Origin of the sequence: Hahella ganghwensis DSM 17046, assembly GCF_000376785.1 — a bacterium.
GTDB classification, from domain to species: domain Bacteria; phylum Pseudomonadota; class Gammaproteobacteria; order Pseudomonadales; family Oleiphilaceae; genus Hahella; species Hahella ganghwensis.
Genome location: NZ_AQXX01000030.1, coordinates 1 through 5,114 on the forward strand (window position 1 = coordinate 1; position 5,114 = coordinate 5,114).

The 5,114-nt window shown below is 44.4% G+C and carries 7 protein-coding genes; all 7 read right to left on the reverse strand.

Translation table 11 applies throughout. The features are described from left to right. A partial coding sequence (locus F566_RS38025) for a transposase (protein ID WP_020405002.1) occupies positions 1-143 on the reverse strand: 143 nt, incomplete at its 3' end. A 262-nt stretch (positions 144-405) separates the two neighbouring features. Next, entirely contained in the window at positions 406-1,116 is a 711-nt protein-coding gene (locus F566_RS0100435; RefSeq protein ID WP_020405003.1) for an FkbM family methyltransferase, read from the reverse strand. 480 nt (positions 1,117-1,596) lie between these two features. Beyond that, on the reverse strand, positions 1,597-2,232 hold the full coding sequence (cysC, locus tag F566_RS0100440; RefSeq protein WP_020405004.1) for an adenylyl-sulfate kinase: 636 nt from the start codon (positions 2,230-2,232) through the stop codon (positions 1,597-1,599). A gap of 73 nt (positions 2,233-2,305) precedes the next feature. Beyond that, entirely contained in the window at positions 2,306-3,262 is a 957-nt protein-coding gene (gene tal / locus F566_RS0100445; protein ID WP_020405005.1) for a transaldolase, read from the reverse strand. Positions 3,263-3,343: 81 nt separating this feature from the next. After that, positions 3,344-4,435 (reverse strand): tRNA dihydrouridine(20/20a) synthase DusA, encoded by a 1,092-nt coding sequence (gene dusA, locus F566_RS0100450; protein ID WP_020405006.1) that lies wholly within the window; start codon positions 4,433-4,435, stop codon positions 3,344-3,346. Between the two features lie 272 nt (positions 4,436-4,707). Next, a complete protein-coding gene (locus tag F566_RS37835) occupies positions 4,708-4,863 on the reverse strand; it encodes a helix-hairpin-helix domain-containing protein (RefSeq protein WP_157496529.1) in 156 nt (51 codons plus the stop codon). Continuing rightward, the coding region (locus F566_RS0100455) for an IS3 family transposase (RefSeq protein ID WP_020405008.1) at positions 4,864-5,114 on the reverse strand (251 nt) is incomplete at its 5' end. It lies immediately after the preceding gene.

Genomic DNA, 5,114 nt, shown 5'->3' on the forward strand with positions numbered 1-5,114 from the left:
ATCTCATACAGCGCATCTTCCATGGCAGGATCGCTGAGGTTATAAAATAGCTGCATGCAGTGGACACGAAGCATGGTGGATAACGGATACGGAGGGCGGCCGTTCTCGCCCTTGGGGTAATAGCGGGCGATCTTCTTTTCCATGCGTTTCCATGGGATCAGCTTATCCAATTCGCTCCAGAAAGATTTCCCGGCGGGTCTTACGCTTCTTATTCTGGTATTCAGCTTCGGAGAAAGTCATCTGATCCATGGATAGTGTTCCTGATGAGTGTAAGGTGGCCGTATTATGACTGATTTGGGGAGTTATTCAGAGCTTCCCTAGCTTTTTCAACTTTCTAAGCATAATGTGAGCAGGTGTTTCTTGTGAGCGTCAAGCAAAGATACTCGTCAATTCATGTAAAAGGCATTATATTTTCTTCCAATTCTCCCACACAAATGTGTAACACCAAACTCTTTTGTGCGTTTTACTTAAAGCCGATACTATACTGTTACGTTTACTTATCGCACCTTTGATAAAATTATGGAATTGAATCTGGTATTCTTCCACAATTGTGAGTTTGTCTTTGTCGGCGATATGTTTCAATAGCGGATACTCGCCACCTTCAATATTTATTTTCATCAAATCGACATGTTCTATATCTAAATCAGAAAGCACTGAGAAAAACTCTCTAATCTCACATTCAACCCCCTGTTTTTTTTGATGATTTCGATTTAGAAATGATGAGCCATCAACACTATCCGATAACAAAAAGAAGCCGTTCTCGTCCGCAATACCAAAATTCAATGGCATGATATTCTTATTATCGGCAAATCTATGTACACATCTTTCATAAAAATCTGGATGTGGCTCAAATACATAAACTTTACATCCATATTTTTTGTTAATTTCGTACGCGAAATCTCCAACGTAACCGCCTAAATCTAATACAACTGAGTCTTGATTTAGTGATGGGTAATTGAGTCGTAAAGTCTCATCGCCCTTGTCTGCAAACCAACGTGCTGCTTCAACTGTAAATTCGTCTTTAGCTATGTGTAATCGATAGAAGCGCCGTATTCGTTCAAACAACTTTTTAACAAACAGTGCTGGATTCGTTACAAGTAAAAAAAGTTTATTCACCTTTTTCTTCCTTCTCCGGGTTCACTTTGTTATGGCAATACTCTTTCGTAAACGGTGTAGGAGTTAGTTGCGCTAAGATGCAGGCTTCGACCTGAGCAAGAGTAAGTCGTCATGCTTTTTTCACGCAGCTGGCTCGGGAATAACAATATCAGATTTATGCCCCGAGAAAACCACTTCTTTCATAAGACATGATCACGTGAAATGTTGGAGTGCACAGTTCTTCCTTCTGACCTGAATTACGGTGATGTCAGGGTATCGGAGCCTATTGTAACCAGTGCAAGTCCTGCTAACGTTTGTATGCTCGTGTTGGAATTGCTGGCGTGCTTGACAGAACACACTGGGAGTTAGCGTACTTGTACTAGCAGATACGGATGGACGCAGAAGCGTGTTATTGATGGTAAACGACGAGTTTAACCGTCGCTGTAATGGCGACGGTTTGATTGACACTTCTGCTACATAGCGTGCCGGTCTGGTGTGCCGTCAGGTGTTTGCTGATGGCGTCTCGATGTCTTCCGGGGCTGATAAAAATCCGCCTTTTTGAAGATAATCCACGATTTCCTTAACGGCTTCCTCAATGCTTAATATACTGGTATCTACATTGATTTCCGGATCTTCCGGCGCTTCGTAAGGTGAATCAATGCCGGTAAAGTTTTTAATCAGGCCGGCACGGGCTTTCTTGTAGAGACCTTTGGGATCCCGCTTTTCACAGTCTTCAATCGGAGTGCTGATAAAAACCTCGATGAATTCGGTAGGTTCAAACAGTGACCGCACCATTTCGCGGTCTTTGCGAAATGGTGAGATAAAGGCGGTGATCACAATCAAGCCAGCGTCTACCATCAGCTTGGCGGCTTCACCGACTCGGCGGATGTTTTCGACACGGTCCCGGTCTGAAAAGCCAAGATCCTTATTCAAACCATGGCGAACGTTATCACCGTCAAGCCCATAAGTATGGTAGTCATTGGCATGAAGGACTCGGTCAAGGGCTTCTGCAAGTGTTGACTTGCCCGCGCCGCTAAGACCGGTCAACCAAATGACGCAGGGCTTCTGGTTCTTAATCGCTGCGCGATGGTTTTTGTTGAGCTTATAGTTGTGCCAGACAATGTTGGTATCTGTCATCAAATCATTTCCTGAGGTAATGAATATATCAATTAGTTCGTCTTTTGACGCTTCGTCAATGGTCGCTAATAATTCAGGCCAGTTTTGACAGCATCATGTTTTCAAGTTTGATCTGGTCTTCAGCAAACTTGCGAATACCCTCTGCCAGCTTTTCAGTTGCCATGGCATCCTCGTTAAGTTCCCACCTGAATTGCGCTTCGGTAATCGGCGTTGGAATGGGGCAAACGTCTCCTGAGAAAGTGAGCGCACGATCAAGTGCGGCGTTATCCGCATCCAGCTCGGCCAATAAGTCCGGGCTGATGGTTAACTTGTCGCATCCGGCCAGGGCGATAATTTGTCCTGTTGTACGGAAACTGGCGCCCATCACAATAGTATTGTAGCCATGCTTTTTGTAGTACTGGTAAATGCTGGAAACGGATTGAACACCGGGATCTTCTTCTGGCTCTATATGGTCTCTGTTCCAGGCTTTTTTGTACCAATCGTATATACGGCCGACAAAGGGAGATATTAAGAAAGCTCCCGCCTCGGCGCAGGCAACGGCCTGACAGAATGAAAATAGAAGCGTCAAATTGCAGTTGATACCTTCTTTTTGAAGTATTTCTGCAGCGCGTATTCCTTCCCAGGTAGAAGCTATCTTGATGAGTATTCTATCTTTAGGGACGCCAATGGAATCGTATAGCTTGATGATTTGTCTGGCTTTGTCCACAGTGCCCTTAGTGCAGAAGGATAGTCTGGCATCGACCTCGGTAGAGACATATCCCGGGACGACCATGGATATTTCCTTGCCAATTCTGACGGCCAGATAATCACAGGCTGCTGCCGCTTTTTGTTGCGTCGAGCCGTCTTGACTGGAACCATGAGAAACGGCTTCGTCTATATAGGAGGCATATTCAGGCAGTGAGGCGGCTTTTAATAACAGGGATGGGTTGGTGGTGGCATCATCAGGCTGGTGTGCTTTAATGGCGCTTATGTCACCGGTGTCTGCTACCACAGACGTCATTTCTCTTAGTTGTTGCAATCTGGAACTCATTAAAACTGCTCCTTGGTAATACTGGCTCTATCCGACATCAAAACTTTTCCGATAGTAAAACGTTATTCAGCATTTAAAACGTCAGACTTCTTTATTGCTGAAGGATGACATGATCTTTAATGCTTCTTCAAAGACTGCCGGCGAGGCGTCCTTCTTTACTGCATTCTGGCTTAAATGACGCCGGAATACCTTGCCACCTTTCTGGCCGTGAAATAATCCAAGACTATGCCGCACCATGTGCCATATTGGCAAGCCATTGGCGTGTTGCTTTTCAATATATGACAAATATTGGTACCCAATTTCCAATGCAGAGTCTTCAAGCGCTGGTCCGTTATAGAGATGATGGTCTATATCTGCCAGTACCCAGGGACGCTGGTAGGCTTCACGGCCGACCATAACGCCATCTACATATTTAAGATGCTCCTTAACTTCTTCAAGAGTCTTTATGCCGCCGTTGATAATGATCTCAAGGTTGGGAAAGAGTTGTTTAATCTTATATACGCGATCATATATAAGAGGAGGAATCTCTCGATTTTCTTTTGGGCTGAGACCTTTAAGTATGGCTTTACGGGCGTGGATAATAAAGGTTGTTGTTCCCGCTCTTTGTAATGTATCGACGAAATCAATAAGAAAGTCTTCGCTATCAAGATGATCTATTCCTATCCGATGTTTTACTGTGACTGGTATATCAACAGAATCACGCATTGCCTTTAGGCACTCAGATACTAGATCTTTCTCGGCCATAAGACAGGCGCCGATCATATTATTCTGAACCCGGTCGCTGGGGCAGCCGACATTCAGGTTTATTTCATCATATCCCCATTGTTCACATAGGTGTGCACATTTAGCTAGCTCCACAGGGTTGCTTCCGCCCAATTGAACGGCAATTGGATGTTCTTCATTGTTGAAATCTAGAAAACGTGATTGATCTCCGAATAATATCGCGCCCGTGGTAATCATCTCTGAATATAATAAAGCATGTCGACTGATCAGCCGCGCGAGATAACGATAATGGCGGTCTGTCCAGTCCATCATGGGGGCGATGGAGAATCTTCGGGTTACGGGGAGGATGGCACTGTTTGACACGGCAAATTTGAACTCTGAAAGATATTTTAAAAGCAAAAACGACCTGTAAACGATTACAGCTGAGTTTTCCGATACAGCGACCAGCATTTCATCTAATCACAACTGTTTGAAAACTCTGACATTGAGCCAAATGGCGTGTTAGAAAATTTGTCTGAAACAACTTACAGGGATCGGGCCGTATTCTAACCTAATTAATGACAGGAGTCTTAGAGAATCGACGGGGGCGCGAAAAACCTGATAGCTGTGGTTATTGGCCACAAGCCGGTGGCGAAGATGATGATGGCGGATCTGAAGTCTGGTGCAGTTTCAATGAACGTTGTAGGTTACTTCAGATCCTTGTGTTGAGAGATATATTGAGCTTATTTAATCGATATCAAATGACGATTGATTTCGACAGTTTTTTCGCCAATACCTTTAACAAGGGCTAACTCGTCAATTGACATAAAATCGCCATTTGTATTACGAAATTCGATAATGGCTTCTGTGACGTGGTCAACTGATTTGTGACAACCCAGTTAAGCAACTTCTCGTAATTCTTTCCAGGCCGTTTCATATTGATTCGGGCTTTGGTAATCCAAATATGAATGTAGCCGAAAGCTGTTGTAGAACATCGTGATGTAATGCAACACATCTTGCTGTGCTTCTCGTCGAGTCTGGTAGTGGTGCCATTGAATCCGTTCTTGCTTCAGGCTACCGAAGAAGCTCTCCACTACCGCGTTATCCCAGCAGTTCCCCTTTCGACTCATGCTGCCAACAAAGCCATGGG